Here is a 19,828-nt window from a genome sequence, read left to right on the forward strand (position 1 = left end):
ATGTATTCCTTTCCGTGTGAGTAAAGTCGTACTCATTTAAAATGGTTCAAGTAAATTTAAAACATATTTTTATCTTTATGAAATATTATGTACTGTTCACTATGCCTGTGTAACCCTCGTGAACCAAAAATGAAAAGGAGGCTTCGTTAATGAGTAAGCGGTTACATCAATCAGGGTATCTTGTAATCATTTGGTTTTTAGTCTTTACCTTAGGGACGGCAGCTTTTGGCTCACTTTCCTCTGTGTCGGCAGCATCTGCCCGGCAAGCGGAAAAGCTAAATCGGGGACTAGTAGCAGTGAAGGTATCCAGCGGTGTATTTGTGAGCTGGCGGCTACTCGGAACAGAAGAACTGTCGGTTTCTTTTAATTTATACCGCAATGGCACAAAAGTAAACGTTACCCCAATCACGGACAGCACGAATTATCAGGATAACGCCGGCACAACTTCGTCTAGCTATACAGTTCGAGCAATCGTTGGCGGTATTGAGCAATCTGATTCCCCAGCAGCAAATGTATGGGCCAACAATTATTTGGACGTTCCAATTCAAATTCCGGCTGGCGGCACTACGCCAGATGGCGTAAGTTATGCCTATAGTGCCAATGATGCCAGCGTGGGCGACTTAGACGGTGACGGGGAATATGAAATCGTGTTGAAGTGGGATCCTTCCAATTCCAAAGACAACTCGCAAAGTGGCTATACAGGCAACGTCTATCTGGATGCCTATAAGCTGAATGGAACTCGGCTATGGCGAATTGATCTGGGTAAAAATATTCGGGATGGAGCACATTATACTCAATTTCTAGTCTATGATTTCAATGGTGATGGTAAAGCCGAAGTAGTCTGCAAAACAGCAGACGGTACGGTTGACGGAGTTGGCGTAACCCTTGGAAACGCAAGTGCAGATTATCGCAATTCCAGTGGATATATCCTGACCGGACCTGAATATCTGAGTGTATTTTCCGGACAAACGGGCAAAGCCTTAACCACGATTGATTATGTTCCTGCCAGAGGAACGGTATCCAGTTGGGGTGACAATTACGGCAATCGAGTAGACCGCTTTTTAGCAGGAGTAGCCTATCTGGATGGAGTACATCCAAGCATCATTATGGCACGTGGTTATTATACGCGCACAGTCGTTGTAGCTTTTGACTGGAATGGCAGTGCTTTGACCCGTAAATGGACCTTTGATAGCAATAGCTCCACCAATGCTGGAACCGCCGGTCAAGGTAATCATAGCTTAAGTGTAGCCGATGTGGATAACGATGGTAAGGATGAGATCATTTATGGTGCCTTAACCATTGATAATAACGGTGCGACCTTATACAATACAGGGCTGGGTCATGGAGACGCGCTGCATGTAGGCGATTTAAATCCGAACCGCCCCGGTCTCGAAGTTTTTAAAGTCATGGAAAACACTAGTTCTCCCTATGGCGCTGCGGTATGGGATGCCGCAAACGGGACGGTCTTATGGGGTGTATACACGGGAAAAGATACCGGCCGGGGGATGGCTGCCGATATTGATCCCAATTATCCCGGGGAAGAGGTATGGGCTCACGGCGTTGGCCTATACTCCATTACAGGCACCAAAATAAGCAGCTCAATGCCTTCTGTGAATTTTGGGATCTGGTGGGATGGCGACTTGTCCCGCGAACTGCTGGATGGTGTCAAGATCGATAAATGGAACCCTGCAAGCAACTCCGTTACCAATTTATTAACCGGAGCGAGCGTAGCATCCAACAATAGTACCAAAGCAACGCCAAGCCTACAGGCCGACCTGCTTGGAGACTGGCGCGAAGAGGCTATCTGGAGAAAGTCCGATAACTCGGCTCTACGAATCTATACAACTACGAACATCACCACCAATAAAATATATACCTTAATGCATGATCCAGTATATCGGTTAAGCATTGCCTGGCAGAATACAGCTTACAATCAACCTCCGCACACAGGATTTTTCCTAGGCAACGGTATGGCCACTGTGTCTAAACCCAATATCTACGTAGTGCCGTAAGCTTTCTAAAAAATTAGTAAGTGAACAAGAAAGCAATTGCTGTTATCCGGATACGCCGGGGCAATTGCTTTTTTGGTCGGTTTATATCAGCAATGATCGAGGAGCATTAATAGTTTTTTTAATTGTTTAATGCCTTCGCATTGAGTGGTTATTATTGCATATAGGATAGGTTTTAGTGCTGGGCAGATATTAAACTGCAAAACGTTGTTTGACATTCGTACAGCGCTAGATCCCCAATCAGAATCCCAGCTTTAATAGCCAGGCCGCAAGCTTCTCCTCCCGCCTTTTCAATTCACCATCTACGCGATTATATTTTCCAAGCCGTTGCTCAGCTGCAATGCTGCCATCTAGCATATACAAGACACGCTCAGCTTGAGCAGCGACTTTAGCATCATGTGTGGCGATTATAAGCGTTGTTCCTGATTGATTAATATCTGCTAATATGTCCATGATTTCACTAGCTGCTTTTGAGTTAAGCGCCCCGGTTGGCTCATCGCCAAATAATATATCTGGCTGATTAATGAGTGCTCTGCAGATTGCTGCTCTTTGTAATTGTCCTCCTGACACCTGTGTAATATCACGTTCAGCCAGCGCAGATATTCCTGTTTTGTTCATTAACTCAGCTGCTCTTTTATTGATAGTTCTACGGCTGCTGGTTCTCGCCCGATAAGCAGACAGGATGATATTGTCGCGGATATTCATGTTTTTTAACAGATGCATTTGCTGAAAAATAAAGCCCATATGCTTTAAGCGCAGACCGGCTAATTCGTTCTCTGAAACTCCGCTGATCTCCTGCCCTTTAAAAATAACACTTCCCTCTGTCAACTTATCCATCCCGCTGATCGTATACAGCAATGTTGATTTTCCTGAACCAGAAGGTCCCATGACAGCTATGAATTCCCCCTGAGACACCTGAAGCTGAACATCCTTTAATATCGACAGCGGAGTTCCTTGCCCTGTTGAATAACTTTTTTTTAACCCTTTCGACTCTAATATGAACATTCTGCCACCTCCTATCATTCGGCAATTAGTTTGGCTATACTGGATTTTCTCATTGAGATCGTGCTTGTTACGGTGGTGAGCGCTACAATCAGCATGAAAAGTAGAGGAAGAATAAGATAGGCTACCGCCGGATTGACTACAAACTGTATCTTAGAAGCACCCATAAAAGAGCCTAGCATTTGAGCAATTTTTTGCCCGAGAGTGTTAGCCGCAAAAGTACCAAGAATGACGCCCAGCCCTGATATTATCAGCATCCTTACCAGGTATTGCCTACGAATATCTCCTAACGTAAAGCCAACACTTCTCAAAATAGCGGTTTGCGAAGAATCCTTGGCAAGCAGCATTTTCAGAAATAAAGAGGTAATCAATATCGAAATCGAAAATGCGATAACGATGGATAAGCCTGTAACCAGCTTCAATTGGCGAATTGTATTTCCTAATGTCTGAGCTAAATAGCTTTGCAGATGAGTGATTTTTGCTGGATAAAATAATTTGGTGTACTGATCCATTTTTGCCTGGACGGAAATTCCCGGGTTCACATCCAAAGCAACTACATACCAGAGAACCGTCTTCGGATCATATGGCAATTGCGCTTTTGCGGTTCGGCCACCATTAGTTATATCCTGATAGATCCCGCTAACGGTCAATTTTTTTGCCACCCCAGCAACCTCTAAATGAACGATATCCCCCACCTTTTTATTCAGTTCCTTGGCGTTCAGGTCAGAAAGAGCGATCTCACTTGCACTTCTAGGAGTTCCTCCATGAACATACGAGAGCGGAAAAATAGTAAAGTCACCGGTTTCAACATTTAGCGATTCCCATACACCATCACTACCTAATACCTTAAATCTAGAAGTAATCAGTGGAGAAAATTTAGAGATGTCCGGGTCATTTTCAAGCTTGGTTATCATCTCATTAAAACGCTTCTCTATTTGGTTCGATTGCTGCAAATCAATGCGAATATCGCTCTGACCGACACCCATATAAGAAACAAACCGGGGAGACTGAAGGGTATTCAATATATTCACTGGCACTAGAACGATAAACAAACTGATCACAAATACGAAGAACAATAATCCGTACATGGTGAAGCGCCCGTAAACATCTTTTACCCCGAGAAAAGCATTCACGTTAACAAATTTACGCTTGCTAAGTGAAAATCTGCTTGTGTTAATCTTTGCTTCCCCCCTCGTACCTGACCGTAAAGCTTCTACAACCGTGATGCGATTAAAGCGTCTAAGAATCATCCGGCAAAAGAATACAACAACTCCAAAGATCAAACCTACCGCCAGGACAGGAACAAAATAATGAAGGATACTGGCAGGAGCAACGCCCAAATACAAAGTAATATTGGCTGTAAACAAACGAACCACACCTAAAGACAGTAAATATCCACATACAGAGGCGACGGCTGCCATCACGATATATTTTGCTAAATAAATGCTGCGAATATCTTGCTGCGTGATCCCAATCGCTTTCATGACACCTATCTCTCTGTAATCCTCTTCCAAGGTAGCGATCATCGTAAATCTGAGACATAAAATAGCAATCAGCATCAGCAGAACACTTACCAAAATAATAACAACTGCGATAATCCCGTCCGTCAGTGCATTCAGCGTTTTAAATAAAGGATAGTCAATGGAGGGGCCTTTATTGGGCAGATTTGAGGATTGATACTCATTGCGGAAATCATTGAGCTTAGATAGATCTGTAAGCTGAAATTCAATCAGGTATTCAGGTTCGCCGAGCTGTTGTTTAAGCGCTGTAAAGTCAGCAGCATTTACGACAAAACGTTTGGAGCTGACCATGGCTGGATTCATTTGGACATCCCTTACAAAATCAGTAATCACAAACTTTTTATCGAACTGTTCACCTAGAACACTAACTACGTCGCCGATTTTCAGATTCTTTTGCTTCATATAATAAATGGGGACAGCGATTTCTCCTGCCGATACCTCAATCACCTTGTTCTCTAAATTCAACAGCAAATCAAATGAAGGGTTCTGCTCTACAAAGCCGATATCCATCACGCTGTTTGCTTCCGAGCCTTGGTTACTGCCTAGATAAACGTTAGATCCATCCAAGTTAAGCATCTCTACGGTTTGTTGATCTTTCACCAGTGGATTAGCGGCTGTAAAGCTCTCGATTGCTGAGCTGTCGATTTGTCCTGCGTGCATCTGCACGAAATGAGGGGCTTTGGATTTAATCAATAGCTGATTCAAGGACCCCGACAATTCTATAATCACTTGCGAAGCTGAAGCAACAAGCAAAGCCGATAACATGATAAACACAAATAATCCGAAGGTAATGATTTTATTGCGTTGAAGGTCTCTTTTTACAATTCGTAGCAGCATTGACGGGCCTTCTCCTCTCTAATTCGTTCAATTATTCACGTTCAAGGCAGCGAATTGATTTCATTCTGGGGATCACAATTGCCATAATAATGATGAGCAAACCAGAGATGATAAATAATAAACCGATTCCCCGTCCTTCCCCAGTGCCTATCACCTTACCTACTGATGAAGCAAGTAGACCTCCCTCTCGTAAAAGAGGATTAAACACTTGATCAGCCAATATGCCAGCAAAAGCATACGCAGCCACATAACCGAGTTGTGATAAAATGCCAATGATCCCCCATGCCCGCCCCTGTGTGTCATTTGGGATATGGTTGCGAATCATAACGTCAGCACTGGTATTAACAAAAGGCAACGTTGCAAAAAATAAAAAACCAGCAGCTGTAATAAAAGCAACATTCGTGGTCAGACCCACCAAAGAAAAAAACAGTCCGGCGAATCCTAGGCCGAGCGCTAATACTTTGATATATTTACGATCGATGCTAAAAACTCCAATAATCAGACTGCCGAGCAACATCCCTATAGCACTTACAGATAATACCGTGCTTAGAGTTTTCGTATCCGTAAAGGGTAGAAGCATAGGCGTATATAAGGTTTGGAGAAAACCCACATAAAAAGTAACGACAGACAAAATGATCGTAAGCTGCAATACACCTTTCGTGTAAATAAGAGCATCCCAGCCCTCCTTCAAATCTTTTACAAACGACTGATTCGTTGGAACTCTGTGTTCAGTCTGTAGATTCCTGCGAACAGCCATCACTGCAAGAACTGTAACTAGAAAGGTTGAGATATCTATAAGCAGGATAGTTTTTATATCCATAAAGCTAAGCAAAATCCCGGCAAGGATAGGGGAAAGAAGATATTTTGAGGACGCAGCAAGCTGAACTAAACCACTAGCCTTGGCAAATTGCTCCTCTGTTAATAAATCTGTAATGGTAGCTTTGTAGGCAGGTTCAAGCAAGGATACAAAAATCGAACTAAACGTCACGCCCAGACAAATCTGCCATAAATGAGGTTCACCCAGCAGCATGATGATGAGAACATATATAAGTCCAAAAGCAGATAACAAATCCCCTGCTATCATCATCAATCGCCGATCAAACCGATCCGCTAACACGCCGCCAAAAGGACTGAGCACAATGGAAGGGAGAAAAGCACATAAGGTTAAAAGTGCCACACTAGAGGCGGTCTGCGTCATCTGGAACACATAGACCCCTAAGGTGAAAGCCGTCAACCCGCTGCCAATACTGGATATCCACTCCCCCATCCAAATGATCATAAAATTTCCGAAGGATTTGTTGTTCAGAATATTCCCTCTCCCCTACTCAAACATTTGAAACACATAGTCGAAGCTACCTTTCTCCGCCCCTAGCGTAATTTCCATCGTATAGATAAAAGCTCTTATCTTCTGGATGATTTCCTCAGGCTGCCACTTGAATATCCCTTCATCAAAAAGAAATTGAGAGGTGATCAATAGAAATTCCATCGTCTCCCGGGGATACGGATTGCGAAACAGTCCCTCCTCTATGCCCTGCTCAATGACCTCCGTCAATACAGGAGTTAGCCGCAAAATGGTTTCCACCAAGCTTTTCTGGTGCAGCTGTGCATTATCAGCCTGATGGAACTGCTCAATCATTTGGCTTTTTCTGTCCGTATCCGGCTTTTGCGCCATAATGATTTGCAGCAGCTTTTCATGAACGGTCAGCTTAGGATCTGCAGCAATTTGCTTAGCAGCTGCTACACCAGCATCAATAAATCGCAGCACAACAGCATCCATGACCTCTTCCTTCGATTTAAAATAATAGTAAAAGGTTCCCTTCGCAATACCTATAGCCTGCAAGACATCATTCACTGTCGTTTTGGTATACCCTTTCGTAAAAAACAGCATTTCTGCTGTATCCAATATTTCATTTCTACGTTCTTCCGCTTCTTTGGAAATTCTCATCTGAAACGTCCTCCATTCTATCGACCGACCGTCGGTCTATTCCAATTATATACAAATATTAGATCCTGTCAAGATTAATCCGGCATCACAAAAAAGAGAGAATTCCAAAAGCTACGTTATAGCAGCTGGAACTCCCTCTTTATTGGGATATACTGTTGGGTTTAACCGTTGGGTTTTTACTGCTGGGTTTTAGTCTTACTGTTTACTGTTTGGTCTTACTGCTGCGTTTTACTTTTAGCTTGCTCTTTGATCTGATCCGTTGAGCGAAACCTTTGCTCGCGTTGTAACACTAAACTTCGTTTGCTTAGATCACATTTACACTTAAGACGCAGCATATCGGACACAGCTGACCTTATACGCTGCATTATCCCCCATTTGGGATCCTAACGGACCGCATAGCCACTATTGGCATGAAAAACGCCACAAAAGACCCCTTCCTCAAGGAATAGCTGCACTGGAGTCCGAAAACCAACTCAAAGAGCTATAAATCTGCAAATAGCGACCTCTGGGTCCTTAAGCAACACGGGATAGGTATTCAATAGGTATTAATTACCTAAGTTCGGACTAAGTGGCTTCCGGCTGCAGATTTTGCCCCCAAACGGCTTCCCTGTATAGAATGCTGCTATTTCGCATGAGCTTCTGCAATCCCGTCTCAAATAGATTATCTAATCCGCCGGATTGTACTAATGAAAATTTGCTGCCCAAGGAATAGGCTATATAATAATCCGCCCAACTGCTATAACGTTCTTGTAGCTGCCTTGCGGCTTCTATTTTGTAATCCCAGGCTTCTTCCTTCTTCAAATAATCTTCAACATAACCAATCCGGCTCAGATAAATTACCCAAGCTAACCCAAAAGCAGAAATGTCACCAGAAGGCAACTGATGTATACCTTGTGCAACAACCTTCAGATTAACAAAATCCTCATGATCCTTATGTGCCTCAAGATATTTACTGCGTGAGGTTTCGGAAAGTGTGGCTAAACGAGCATGTAAAGATCTATATTCTGCACGGTTGCCATCTTCTAGAAGCCAGCGAATCTGGCGATGAAAGGAGTTAGCATCCTCGATATTCCATCTTTCACAAGCATTTTTGATTAATCCTCTTTTGAAGAAGACATTACTGAAATCAAATTCATAAACCACATAGTATCTCCCTAAGAGACCACGTATGCAGGTAGAGGAAAGACAGCGGAAATACATTTCCAATCGTTTTCTTTGCTTAACATTGTATTCCTTCAGCATGTAGAGCCTCCTGATATTAGTTCGAGAATAGGTATGCTGTTTTGCAAATCTTCCTGATTTTCCATAGAAAAATAAGAATGAACACTGCATTGACAAGCGGGGGAAGCTCAGATACTGAAAAATAACATATGGTATATACCAAAATATAGAACCAGCTTAATTTCAGGAAAACCAATAGATAGAATAATATAGGCCCCATAATGTTCTTTCCAATGGTTACGAGCGAAGAGATACGAAGACGTTGTGGATACAGTTTTTTGTTCTTCAACATGGACTTATTCGCAAGGAAACGAAAATGAATGAACTCGTCCTTTTTAGACTCATTAGTCTCCGTTTGTGTAAGAGCTTCCTCAATTTGAGAACGTGCAATCTTACATTCCAGAATTAAACATTGCACATCTCTATTTCCAGCATCCTCTTGCAACAAATATTCACAATCCTTCATCGCTTCCTCATAACGCTGCAAATAGTAGAGAAGCCGCCCTCTTAATAAGTAACCGTCTCTTTCGTTAGGCCACATAGTGGTTACTCGGTCCAAGCACACCAGCGCTTCCATATAATCAGCAGTATCCAGACAATTCTTAGCTCGCAATAATTGCAGATCCGGATCATTCTGAAACAGCTTATTTGCTTCGTCGAGCAGTTGACCCGCTTCAGTATGTTTATCCTCCATCAGCATGAATTGAGCGGATCGCCTCAGATTTAGATAGTGTTCTATGTCAAACTCAAGAGACTCCTGCAAAAGGAAACACTCATAACGCATTTCCATGCTTCCGTCGACCTGCCCTAGTATGTACTCAACTAACTTATTATCATAACGTTGAAGAAATATTTCCTTGTCCTCACGAAAATGAAAAAATGAATCCAAAGCCTCCCATACGGCATGAGGCAAATTTCGATACTGATCAAGGAACAACATAAGCTTATCCCTTAGCCGATCACGATGCTCTATACTCCACATGAAATCTTCATTCAAAAGTGAATGCCACGAAGCTTGTTTAATCCGCCGCGAGAAATCCGCATACAGTTCCCTAATTTGTCTGTCAAAAATATCTGCTGGCTCTTCTTGAAGATCAGCATCAAGTTGGATGGGAAGATGGCGAAACAGCGCCCACTCGTTTTCATGCGGTATAGAAGTTGCCCCTTCTACTTCTTCCTCGGTGTCTTCCTCCTCAACTTCATCTACTCGTATTACTTTTTCTGCTTGTATCACCATTTTTTCTATTTCTTTTGATATTGCTCCTGCTATTTCTTTCTTATCCTCACCTACCAATGAAGGGACAGTGCTTACTATACGCTGCCCGGAGCGGGCCCATTTCACAGCTGTATCATAAGCTTCTCTAAGCTGCTGGTATCCTTCAGGGTCATCTTCGGGGTGATGCGATTTCAGTTTTTTGGCATAGGCCTTTTTGATGATAGCTAGTTCATGTGTGGGTTCAATCTCCAACATACTCCAGATTGTCATGTGAAGTATGACCACCCTTCAATTTCCGCCAATTGCTCATTGAAAGCTTGTGCCGCTTTTTCAATCACTTTCTCGTTCTGAGTATATAAAGCATCTTCGAATACTTTCAGACACTGTGCGATAAATTTCCGTTGGTCCCCAAGCACCTCTTCATATAAACGCTCACCTCTAGCAAGCAGAAGCCTGTTCTCGGTACGCTCACGCGGATGAATTTTGATACTCCGCAGTTCCAGTAAACGAGCTTCAATTTGCTTTTTCGTCATTCCACCAGCATTTTGCTCAATGATCATCTGATGCTTCTGACCTGTTGAAACGGTTGTAACCTCCACCTCAAGAATCCCATTCACATCATATGTATATCTGACATCTATACTTTCTTCTCCCCGAGGTGCTAGCGGAATCTGAAACTCCATTTCTCCCAGGAAAAGATTATTTTCAACGCGAGGACTCTCCCCCTGATACACATCCACACTTATGATCTTTTGATTATCTGCGGCTGTATATAGACGTTCTACCCGGCTAACAGGAATCGGAGTGTTACGTTCAATGATCGGAAAGTAATGTCCAGATGACGTTTGTCCGCTTGAACCTCTACGCAAAACACTGGTTCCTAATGTATAGGGGCAAACGTCCGTCAAAATCATTTCATCCAGCGCTTGATCACGCTGCTTCAGAGCTACCTGAACCGCAGCTCCCAGTGCGACGGTCTCATCTGGGCTGATATTCGCATAAGGCATTTTCCCGAACATACGGCTGATAATTTGCTTAATCAGAGGCATTTTAGTCGCACCCCCAATCATCACAATCCCATCCAGATCGGAAGGCTGCAGAGAAGCATTCCGCAATGCTCTTTCTATCGGCTGTCTTAGACGTATTAGTAATGGTTGTACCAATTGCTCAAGCTCTGAGCGTTCTATAGTCAGCATGTATTCTTCCTTCTTAATAACTATCCGCATAGTCGCAGCAGACTCTGTACCAAGAATTCGTTTACTCTGCTCAGCCTGCTTATACAACATCGACCTCGTTATTGGTGTTAACGATTCAGCGTCCAGCTTATTCTTTTGGATAAAATAGGCCACTAGTATCTCTGTGAAATCTTCCCCGCCAAGATAGTTATCTCCGGCAATCGACTTAACATCCATTACCCCTTCGAAAAGCTCCAGAATTGACACATCAAAGGTTCCTCCACCCAAATCAAAAACAAGAAATGAAGTCTCCTGATTCTGATGCAGGCCATAAGCGAGTGCTGCCGCCGTAGGTTCACTAATAAGCCGCTCTACTTGTAAACCAGCCAGCTCAGCCGCTTTCTTAGTTGCTTTCCGCTGAACATCATTGAAATAAGCCGGAACACTGATTATAGCTTTCGTTACGGACTCACCTAGATGATTTTCCGCATCCTCTTTCAGTGATCGCAGAACAAAAGAAGATAACTCTTCAGGAGTAAAAGTCATCGTACCTAGCGTGTATTTCTTTGCTGATCCCATAAAGCGCTTAAAAGTCGAGGCGGTTAACTGTGGATGTGTAATCAGTCTTTCCTGTGCGATTCTTCCAACTAATACTTCTCCCCCTGCATCTACACTAACAATCGAGGGTGTTACATGCTCCCCGAGTACATTGGGAATAATTACAGCCTGACTGCCGTCCCAATAAGCAGCAAGACTATAGGTCGTTCCTAAATCAATTCCGATTGTTCTCACTACTATCTCCACTCCTTTTATATACAATAATATACAAAGAAAAGAGTCCAAGAATCGAAATGTCACTAATTCAACATATTTACATCCAGAGCATAATAATGAAATTGTGCTTCTGCAATAGACATAAAAAAGGTATCTCAAAAGCCACAATGGCTAATGGGATACCTTCATTTTTTGGCGGAGGATATTTTTCTGTACATCATCTATAAAAAAACAGTCTCATTCGTTCTCTGGACGTCCTAACATCTGATCTATCTTCTCTTTTGCACCTTCCCATGAGGTCAATAATGGAAAAGCATATTGTTCACGGGCCCGCAAATTCCATGGATGCGGAATACAAAGCACTTTTCTTCCCTCCTGCAATGCCGGAACCAGGTTATGCACCCCGTCATCGATCAATAGATCGTAGTTAATAAGATTTTTTCGCTTACAGGTAAAGAAATTTTCAATCGGAATAAACGGCATATGCTTCTGCAGCCAGTTCCATTTTTCCACCACCGACTGGGGTTGGGCTGCCGTAACTATAATTACATCATAAGCGTTATGCAGCTTCTCCATTTCTCCTACGACATGTTCGTCAAACAGTTCAAGCTCTTCATACAGACCGGGCCGCCCATAGAAAATCTCTTGTGTACAATCCGGATGACGTAAATGATCCGTATTCCAATCAAGCATTTCCTCATACCGCAGCAGATGCGTGGGAAAATCATTATTATTATGGTATATGGCTCGCTTCACTAGATGGCAAATTGTATCATCCATATCTACTGCAATTATTGGCTTCCTCATCTGCGCCTCCATTATTTTTTTAGATTACACTTTAATTATATACAATGAAATTACGGTTTTCGTCGAGAGTTAATTAAAATCCCGGTTAATGTTTATTAAATGCTTCTACGCATTTTTGGCAGATACAAGCTTTCCCTCTCAGTTCTTCCGGGATCCTTTCTTGCAATTCGAGTGGAATTTCTGTATGGAAACACCAACAGTCACCGCCTTCAGCGCCACAACGATTCAATTCTTTACATAAAGGACAATGGCGTTCTTCAACCAGTATGTTCATCATATCCAAAATTTCTACTCCCCCAAAAATCACAAACTATTTTTCTTTGGAAAACCATATCAATAAAATAAATCCAACAAATGACAAAACGTCAGTAAGTAAAACAAACAACTCCCCGAATAGGTTTCCGCCATAACCACTTCTGAAGATTCCAAGTTTAGCATAAGTTCAATTTCTCTATTATTCCTACACTTGTGAACTCGGTTCACTTGCATTAAGATAGTGAACATTACGAACTCAAATGGGAGAATAACAGATGAATGATAAGAAGATGAGCTTTTTAGATACCCTACATAGTGACTTACTTGCTACCATGGAAGAAGTATATAATCCTTGCAGGTTTGATTGCTCCGAACCAATTCTTGAACCGCAAAATGCGGAATACGGAGCATATATCTTTACCTTAAATGCGCTGGCCATTAGATTCCGGGTGGCTAAAATCACACCCACTAAAGTCGGGCAATTTGTGACACTATGGGAGCGAATTGGAGATCATCCCATCCAACCCTATGACATCTCAGATCCTGCTGATCTCTTCGTTATAAGTACACGAAATGGGAATCACTTTGGCCAATTTATTTTTCCAAAAGCTGTCCTAGGAGAACAAGATATTCTATCTGATAAAGGCGAAGGTGGAAAAAGAGCTTTTCGAGTCTACCCGCCTTGGGACAATCCCACGAGTCGCCAAGCTCAAAAAACGCAAACATGGCAGTCGAAATATTTCTTGGATATCCCTGCAAATAAACCCATAGACTACCTTCGTGCGCAAGCACTTTACGGTTTACCTGTAAATCTTACGGTCTGACCTATCTCCTCCACATGTTCCTTATCGCCCTGCAAAATAAAATAATAGTATACATCATCTCCTATTTTCACCGCTTCGGGATATTTAATTATAAGCGCCGCTTGATGATTCCATTCCTCCCCTTGGTCAGCAGAAGGCATAATCAACTTTGCCTTCTCTTCCTCTTTCAACCTCTCTAATGTCAGTTCAGTAATTTGCGGATTGGAGCCATAAGGCTTCAGCTGATGGGAGGCAACGATTTCAGCAACTTCATCTATTGATTGTCCCTCTCCAGACATAGCGGATAATTGAAAAAAACCATCCTCCCCCTGACCCTTCTTATCATCTGCTGAATCTACAACCCATTCCGTTGGATACTTCAAAGAGACTCCATAAGCATTGGAAGTAAAGGTTGCAAGCCCAGTTTGCGTAACCAGCATACCGATTACAGTACCTGCAAGTACAATAACCGCGATAACCAACACCCATAGCCACCGTTTTTTGTATACTCTTATTTTCACGATATCCCCCTAAATCAATAATTAGTTGACATGTACAATATTAGGAAATAAGATATAAACAAACATATGAGCAATCATTCATATGTATTAGTGAGGAGGAAATCATAATGAGCGATCTTAAAAACATCCTATCTCTACTTCTTTTCTGCATCTTCCTAATTTCTTATCTATTAAAGCTCCTTATACTTTACAAGAAAAACCACATTAAAGGAAACGTTCTGGCTAAAGGCGCTAAACTATCTAAGATCCATTATACCGAGCTATTGGTAAAAACCTCTACTTTTTTATGGGGCGCAGCATGGTTTGTTTTTTCCGTAGCAGAGTCCTTTCTGGTTACACTTGTAGGCAAAACGTTTGATATTCCTGTAATTCACTTTAGCGGTGTGGGTGTAGCTGCCCTCGGATGTTCCATTTTCATTCAAGCTATGATTGCTATGCGCACTTCATGGAGAGTTGGGATTGATAAGACTACTGTAACCAAACTCATCACACACGGTATTTATAAATATAGTAGAAACGCTGCATTTGTCGGGTTTGATCTCATGTTTTTGGGATTGTATCTGATGTACCCCAATCTGTTAACACTCCTAATATTCATTCTTAACATTGCCGCGATTCATTTACTAATTCTTCAAGAAGAGCAACATTTAAAGTCCGTATTCGGAGACGAATATATCCAATATGCCAATAATACACCTAGATATTTTTTATTTTAAAATCTTTTATCACAGCTCCGATAATTTATATTCGCTATATCATTTTACATTTTTTACAAGACAAGAAAACATTCTCTTAATGTAACTACTATAATATGAGACTGTAAACATACATTAGGAGGGAAATTATGAAATCACCGAAAAAGTATGGCGTCAGAACAGCAATTATAGCAACAGCGGCAACTGCTCTTTTTGTATCCAGCATAGTCACTACAAATGCACCTAATCAAGCAGACGCAGCATCTTCGAACACAAGAAATGTAATTCTGTTTATTGGAGACGGAATGGGTGCTGCTCAGCGTGATGCCATCCGGCTTGCCACCGTAGGTGAAAAAGGAAATCTAGCAATGGATTCCATGCCATACGTTGGATTAATCCATACAAGCTCTACTGTCCCTGTTACAGATTCGGCTGCTTCTGCTTCTGCTTATGCCAGCGGTGTGAAGACTTATAATGGCGCTATCGGAATGGATGCCGATAAAAAAAGTGTTAAGACCATTATGGAATATGCTAAAGATGCCGGGAAATCAACTGGTGTCGTTACTACTAGTCAGATTACAGACGCGACTGGCGCCGCATTTGGTGCTCACGTTGAAGACCGCTCAAAGCAAAGTGATATCGCTCTTCAGCTTCTGACTAAGAGCAAGGTTGATGTTCTGCTCGGTGGGGGTGAGGATTTCTGGTACCCGGCAGGCAATCCCGGCAAATTCCCAGATGAACCCGCTGAAGATCCTTCAGAAAAAAGCAAAGGAACGCAAGGAAACCTTGTGGATAAAGCTAAACAATTGGGCTACACCTATGTAACGAACAAAGCGGATATGCAAAAAGCAAAAGACGGCAAGCTGCTTGGAATATTCGCAAACGAGGAAATGTTCCAGCAAAAGCCTGAGGGTGAAGGAGATATTTATAATCCGGTGGTATCGCTGCCCGAGATGACTAAGAAAGCTATAGATACGCTAGCAACAAATAAAAAGGGATTTTTCCTTATGGTGGAAGAAGAAGGCACTGACGAATTTGCACACCAAAACAACGCTAAAATGACGATTAAATCAGGTCAAGAACTGGACAAATCCGTGCAAGTAGCCAAAGACTTCGCCAAAAAGAATCCAGATACACTGGTTCTAGTGCTTGCCGACCATGAGACCGGCGGATTTTCTATTGAAGCAGTTGACGCAGATGATGAGTCCGGTGACGGCATATCCAAAGAAGACGGTCCTTTCGCCATCGCCAATTCCAAACACAATTTTGTAGTGGACTGGACGACCTCAGGCCATACTGCGGTTGATATTCCAATTACAGCTATGGGCAAAAATGCACAATTATTTACTGGAATCTACGAAAACACCGAAGTATTCACCAAGCTTATGCAAGCATCAGGTTTTAAAGCCAATAAATAAAAGCGAGTAAAAAAAGACTAGCCAGATTTTTTTCTGGGTAGTCTTTTTCATTTGAAAATACAGTATTTACTTAGCATCTGTTCGCACAACAAAAAGGATATCCTTAGTCTGATCCGCCCATTTACCTGTCAGATGAAATCCTCTGATCGTTGCTCCAGGCTCAAGCGCACTCTCATCATCCAGTTCTATGCCCACCTCTCTGGAGAGGGTTTGAGATTGAATCACTTTTCCATCCATATGAATGGTTATCTCTGGCATCGCCGTGCTGCTGACTTCCTCACGATCACAAATGGTTAATATAAGCAGAAGTACAAAACTTAGGACTGCGATGTATATTCTTTTCAAGAAGACACCCCTTCTTCCCATTGTTCAACTAATCTGATGTGAAATATTCGATTCCCAATATGATCAAACCCAAAATAAAGATGATGATACCAATCACAAGCGGAAAACCTAAAGCTAAACTATGAATCGATTTTACAAATATACCGTTAATTAACGATTACAGCGAGGTGTGTTTATAAAATTCTATTTTTATAGCTAATTCAACGGTTTCCTTATGCTTCTAATTTACGTGACAGCTCCTTAATTAACTCGATCTCTCGTAAAACCATACTTCGGGTGTAAAAATAGAGCTCCTCAGAGTAATCCATATCCTCACTATTGCCAACTACTTTGGATAACTGCTGTAAATGGTCCAGCTTTTCGTTCATATAAGTCTCTCTGTAATCAAGCAATCTTCTACGTGTCTCCTGATCCAAAAGCTCATAATAAGCAAGACGAATAGACCATTCATTATCAATTCGAATAGTCTCCAGCGTAAATTCTGTTAAGCAGGTGTTAAACCGCTCCTCACCCTCAGTAGTTATAGAATATACATAACGTTTAGGCCGGCGTTCCTGAATTTCCGTTTTTTTGATTACCCATTTTCGCTTTTCAAATAATTTCAGCTTTGGATAAAGCGAGTTATTGTTTACGATTTTATCATTGCCCATTACAAAAATAATGTTTTTTTTAATTTCATAACCATGTTTGGCCCCTTTCATTAATTGGGCCAGAATCAAAACTTCAATATCCATAATCATCCTCCGGGCTTCCGGAATACGTATCCGGTTCATCATTTTCTTATATTACCTCAATTACTACATTTCTGCCAAATCACTCGTGATTTTTTGCACATACTTTCACCCCACCCTTTCGTTAATATAGGTTAAAATAACCTATTTATTTTTAACCTATATGTAGAGAGGAAGTTATCATATGGAATTCACACATTTATTTAGCAAGGGCACAATCGGAAATATGGAGCTTAAGAACCGGGTCATTTTACCAGCGATGGGCACGAAAATGAATGCGCCGGGTGGATACGTCAGTGATCGTCTGATTGATTACCATGTAGCACGAGCTAAAGGCGGCAACGGCTTAAATACTGTAGAAGTAACAACTATTCACCCAACGGCGGCCTCCGATGATGCTCCTGCCCTTTATGATGATAAATTCATTCCAGGTATGGCTCAATTAGCATTAGCTATTCGAGAGGCAGGAGGCAAAAGCTGTCTACAGTTATGGCATGGAGGTAAAGTAACTCCCAACCTAATTCAGGTCTCCTCTTCACCTGTTCCGTTTGAAGGCGTGACTCATATACCACGTGAACTAGCGCATCATGAAGTCGGTGAGATGGTTCAAGCTTACGCAGATACAGCATTACGTGCGAAGAAAGCCGGATTTGACAGTGTGGAATTCCATGCCGGCCATGGTTATTTGCCCCAACAATTTCTAAGTCCTGCAATGAATTTTCGTCAGGATGAGTACGGCGGTTCTTGGGAGAATCGCTGCCGCTTCCCGCTGTCTTGTATCCGGGCTATCCGGAAAGCGGTTGGACCTGGGTTCCCTATCTTGATGAGAATCTCTGCGATTGAGGATCTACCGGGCGGACTTACACTGGAAGATATGAAGCTCTTCTCAAAGCTCGCTGAAGAAGCTGGAATTGATGCTATTAATGTATCTCGTGGGGTCCCTGCTGGCGCTGCAATTAAATATGAAGTACCACCGATCGATTTACCTGTAGGCTTCAATGTAGATAACGCAGCACAAATTAAATCTGTGGTTAACATCCCTGTTATTGCCGTAGGCCGTATTAATGATCCAGCAATTGCAGACCGGATTATTGCGGAGGGTTTGGCTGATTTTGTAGCCATTGGGCGTGCGCAGCTGGCAGATCCGGAATTCTGCAATAAAGCTTTAGCCGGACGTGCAGACACGATCGTTAAATGTGTGGGTTGCGATCAAGGCTGCTTCGATGGATTCGTGAATCCTAATGTTCCATTTATCAGCTGTGTGTTTAATCCTGCAACCGGCCGTGAAAGTGAATATGAATTGCAGCAAACGGGTATCCCCAAAAAAGTACTTATTGCTGGTGGTGGCCCTGGCGGATTAGAAGCAGCTGTCACCCTGAAACGACGTGGGCATCATCCAATATTATGCGAAAAAAATGACATTCTGGGCGGACAGCTTTATATTGCCGGTGCCGCACCACGTAAAGAGGAAATGGCTGCAGCCGCTCTGAATATGGGAGAAACCGCTAAACGTGAAGGTGTAGACATTCGAATGAATACAGAGGTTACACCTGAATTAATCCAAGAAATTGCGCCAGATGAGGTCATTCTTGCAATCGGATCTTCTCCTATTATTCCGCCTGTGGAAGGCATCGACAGTTCACATGTGGTCAATTCACATGATGTGTTATGGGGAACGGTTCATCCAGAAGGAAGAGTCGTTATTATCGGCGGTGGTTTAGTGGGGCTTGAGGTCGCAGAACTGCTTGTAGAGCGCGGACATCAAATCACTGTAGTTGAAATGCAAGCTGATGTTGCTAATGATCTAGGGCTTCTGCGGAAAATCTGTGTCATGGAAAGTCTATATGGACATGGCGTTGAATTAATGACCAACAGCAAATGTATGGCGATTCAAGGGGATAGCGTAATTGTTGAAAAAGACGGCGAACGTCACAGCCTAGCTGCTGATTATGTAGTAATTGCTGTAGGTTCACGCGCCCTTAACAAACAACCCCTTCAGGACTTCTTGGAGGAAAGCTCCATCCCTTATCATGAAATTGGCGATGCGGTGCAAGCGCGAAGAGCGCTGAATGCAATTTGGGAAGGCGCTGAATTAGCTAGACGAATCTAATTAAGCTAACTATATGCTTCATGAAAATAACCCGGCAGGTCCGCCCTGCCGGGTTATTTTTTACTCAGAGTGCATTCGTGAAATGTTATTCGGTAATCGGTATCCATTCAACCCTTCACCAATCACCATTCACCCTTCACCCTTCACCCTTCACCCTTCACCCTTCACCCTTCACCCTTCACCCTTCACCCTTCACCCTTCACCCATTATGCCGTTCGGACTCAGGAGACGCTATTGAGCTAAAAATAGCCTTTTTACGAATCTATCGGACCCAGATGCCGCTATTCCGCAAAAATAGGGGTCAAAAGAGGTGCTGCGACGGGAATAACTGCATTGGAGTCCGAAAAGCTCAGCAAATCAGCATTTAGGTGCTAATAAGTGCAACGGTGTCCGTTAGCGAGAGAGATGCGCACAAAAGTATGGTAAGAAAGATGAAAATGGTGA

At 42.5% G+C, this 19,828-nt stretch carries 17 protein-coding genes; 5 read left to right on the top strand and 12 right to left on the bottom strand.

Translation table 11 applies throughout. From position 1 onward, the window contains the following. The first annotated feature begins 149 nt into the window (after positions 1-149). Positions 150-2,012, top strand: coding sequence for a rhamnogalacturonan lyase (locus tag NSQ55_RS19585; protein ID WP_339168652.1), 1,863 nt, complete (start codon positions 150-152; stop codon positions 2,010-2,012). A 237-nt stretch (positions 2,013-2,249) separates the two neighbouring features. Here the strand turns inward: NSQ55_RS19585 and NSQ55_RS19590 are convergent, their stop codons facing one another. The 9 genes from NSQ55_RS19590 to NSQ55_RS19630 form a co-directional block, all read right to left on the bottom strand. Continuing rightward, the gene (locus tag NSQ55_RS19590; RefSeq protein ID WP_339168654.1) at positions 2,250-3,014 is read right to left on the bottom strand and encodes an ABC transporter ATP-binding protein; all 765 of its coding nucleotides are present in this window, start codon (positions 3,012-3,014) and stop codon (positions 2,250-2,252) included. Between the two features lie 14 nt (positions 3,015-3,028). Then, entirely contained in the window at positions 3,029-5,368 is a 2,340-nt protein-coding gene (locus tag NSQ55_RS19595) for an ABC transporter permease (RefSeq protein WP_339168656.1), read from the bottom strand. 31 nt (positions 5,369-5,399) lie between these two features. After that, the gene (locus NSQ55_RS19600; RefSeq protein WP_339168659.1) at positions 5,400-6,647 is read right to left on the bottom strand and encodes an MFS transporter; all 1,248 of its coding nucleotides are present in this window, start codon (positions 6,645-6,647) and stop codon (positions 5,400-5,402) included. Positions 6,648-6,689: 42 nt separating this feature from the next. Further along, positions 6,690-7,313 (bottom strand): TetR/AcrR family transcriptional regulator, encoded by a 624-nt coding sequence (locus NSQ55_RS19605; RefSeq protein WP_339168661.1) that lies wholly within the window; start codon positions 7,311-7,313, stop codon positions 6,690-6,692. Between the two features lie 564 nt (positions 7,314-7,877). Further along, positions 7,878-8,555 (bottom strand): DUF1266 domain-containing protein, encoded by a 678-nt coding sequence (locus tag NSQ55_RS19610; RefSeq protein ID WP_339168663.1) that lies wholly within the window; start codon positions 8,553-8,555, stop codon positions 7,878-7,880. 16 nt (positions 8,556-8,571) lie between these two features. Then, positions 8,572-10,020 (bottom strand): J domain-containing protein, encoded by a 1,449-nt coding sequence (locus NSQ55_RS19615; RefSeq protein ID WP_339168665.1) that lies wholly within the window; start codon positions 10,018-10,020, stop codon positions 8,572-8,574. Continuing rightward, positions 10,017-11,717: a molecular chaperone HscC gene (locus NSQ55_RS19620; protein ID WP_339168667.1), complete on the bottom strand. Its 1,701-nt coding sequence runs from the start codon at positions 11,715-11,717 to the stop codon at positions 10,017-10,019. Before NSQ55_RS19620 ends, NSQ55_RS19615 begins: the two co-directional genes overlap by 4 nt. A gap of 219 nt (positions 11,718-11,936) precedes the next feature. Beyond that, the gene (locus NSQ55_RS19625) at positions 11,937-12,506 is read right to left on the bottom strand and encodes a hypothetical protein (protein ID WP_076129874.1); all 570 of its coding nucleotides are present in this window, start codon (positions 12,504-12,506) and stop codon (positions 11,937-11,939) included. An 85-nt stretch (positions 12,507-12,591) separates the two neighbouring features. After that, a complete protein-coding gene (locus NSQ55_RS19630) occupies positions 12,592-12,783 on the bottom strand; it encodes a cysteine-rich CWC family protein (RefSeq protein WP_339174559.1) in 192 nt (63 codons plus the stop codon). Between the two features lie 253 nt (positions 12,784-13,036). Between NSQ55_RS19630 and NSQ55_RS19635 the strand changes: the two genes are divergently transcribed. After that, the gene (locus tag NSQ55_RS19635) at positions 13,037-13,585 is read left to right on the top strand and encodes a MepB family protein (RefSeq protein WP_339168669.1); all 549 of its coding nucleotides are present in this window, start codon (positions 13,037-13,039) and stop codon (positions 13,583-13,585) included. On the opposite strand, the gene NSQ55_RS19640 is transcribed toward NSQ55_RS19635, so the two are convergent. Further along, positions 13,555-14,085 (bottom strand): hypothetical protein, encoded by a 531-nt coding sequence (locus tag NSQ55_RS19640; protein ID WP_076129876.1) that lies wholly within the window; start codon positions 14,083-14,085, stop codon positions 13,555-13,557. The two genes, NSQ55_RS19635 and NSQ55_RS19640, sit on opposite strands and share 31 nt — an antisense overlap. 107 nt (positions 14,086-14,192) lie before the next feature. On the opposite strand from NSQ55_RS19640, the gene NSQ55_RS19645 reads away from it, so the two are divergent. Beyond that, positions 14,193-14,801: an isoprenylcysteine carboxylmethyltransferase family protein gene (locus tag NSQ55_RS19645; protein ID WP_076183090.1), complete on the top strand. Its 609-nt coding sequence runs from the start codon at positions 14,193-14,195 to the stop codon at positions 14,799-14,801. Positions 14,802-14,929: 128 nt separating this feature from the next. Continuing rightward, positions 14,930-16,198, top strand: coding sequence for an alkaline phosphatase (locus NSQ55_RS19650; protein WP_076183093.1), 1,269 nt, complete (start codon positions 14,930-14,932; stop codon positions 16,196-16,198). Between the two features lie 66 nt (positions 16,199-16,264). Here NSQ55_RS19650 and NSQ55_RS19655 read toward each other — a convergent pair whose 3' ends face one another. Beyond that, positions 16,265-16,543, bottom strand: a complete 279-nt coding sequence (locus NSQ55_RS19655; RefSeq protein ID WP_076307637.1) for a hypothetical protein — start codon at positions 16,541-16,543, stop codon at positions 16,265-16,267. A gap of 212 nt (positions 16,544-16,755) precedes the next feature. Further along, positions 16,756-17,277 (bottom strand): PadR family transcriptional regulator, encoded by a 522-nt coding sequence (locus tag NSQ55_RS19660; protein ID WP_036688994.1) that lies wholly within the window; start codon positions 17,275-17,277, stop codon positions 16,756-16,758. Between the two features lie 181 nt (positions 17,278-17,458). On the opposite strand from NSQ55_RS19660, the gene NSQ55_RS19665 reads away from it, so the two are divergent. Next, complete coding sequence (locus NSQ55_RS19665; RefSeq protein WP_339168673.1) at positions 17,459-19,384, top strand: FAD-dependent oxidoreductase; 1,926 nt, start codon at positions 17,459-17,461, stop codon at positions 19,382-19,384. Positions 19,385-19,828 lie beyond the last annotated feature (444 nt).

Origin of the sequence: Paenibacillus sp. FSL H7-0943, from assembly GCF_037963265.1 — a bacterium.
Taxonomy (GTDB): domain Bacteria; phylum Bacillota; class Bacilli; order Paenibacillales; family Paenibacillaceae; genus Paenibacillus_AQ; species Paenibacillus_AQ odorifer.